Origin of the sequence: Pseudomonas edaphica (assembly GCF_005863185.1) — a bacterium.
Lineage (GTDB): Bacteria > Pseudomonadota > Gammaproteobacteria > Pseudomonadales > Pseudomonadaceae > Aquipseudomonas > Aquipseudomonas edaphica.
In genome coordinates this window covers 1-809 of record NZ_VBVZ01001081.1, presented here as the reverse complement: position 1 = coordinate 809, position 809 = coordinate 1, and the positions used below count along the sequence as shown (strand labels likewise).

1 protein-coding gene is annotated in these 809 nt (G+C 60.6%); it reads left to right on the top strand.

What is annotated here, in order from left to right; genetic code table 11:
- Window positions 1–178: 178 nt before the first annotated feature.
- A partial coding sequence (locus FEM54_RS33365; protein WP_171045979.1) for an AAA family ATPase occupies window positions 179–809 on the top strand: 631 nt, incomplete at its 3' end.

The following is an 809-nucleotide window of genomic DNA, read 5'->3' as shown; positions in this document are numbered from 1 at the left end:
GTCTGTTTTTGGGGCTGCTGCGCAGCCCAACGCAGGGCAAGCCTGCTCGCCACAGAGGAGCGTGGGTTAAGACAGTTGCTCCCACATTTGATCCGGTTTACTTAGCCGTCTGCCAGATCAGCCGCTTTTCTGCCACACTTGTCGGCCGTGCATAAATAGACGACCTGCAAAGTACCTGATGACTGACCAAGCGCCCGCTATCGACCAACTGCTCAAAAACCTCGATCACGCCATGCTCGCCGACCGCCACCGCTTGCGGCGCCAGTTGCTTGAGCTGCGCAAGAAGCCCGACGAGGAGAAGCTGGCGCAGTGGGGCACGCGTATGCAGGCGTCCTGCGCCCAAGTCACCGCGCGGCGTGCCAGCCTGCCAGTGATTCGCTATGACGACAGCCTGCCGATCGCGGCCAAGCGTGACGAGATCAAAGAGGCGCTAAACAAGCATCAGGTGCTGATCATTGCCGGCGAAACCGGTTCGGGTAAAACCACCCAGTTGCCGAAGATCTGCCTGGAGATTGGGCGCGGCCAGTACGGCCTGATCGGCCACACCCAGCCGCGCCGGATTGCTGCGCGCAGCGTCGCCAGCCGGGTTGCCGAAGAGCTGGCCACGCCATTGGGCGCGCTGGTCGGCTATCAGGTGCGTTTTGAAGACCAGAGCGATTCCAACACGCTGATCAAGCTGATGACCGACGGCATTTTGCTGGCGGAAACCCAGAACGACCGTTATCTGGAACGCTACGACACCATCATCGTCGACGAAGCCCACGAACGCAGCCTGAACATCGACTTCCTGCTCGGTTACCTGAAAACCC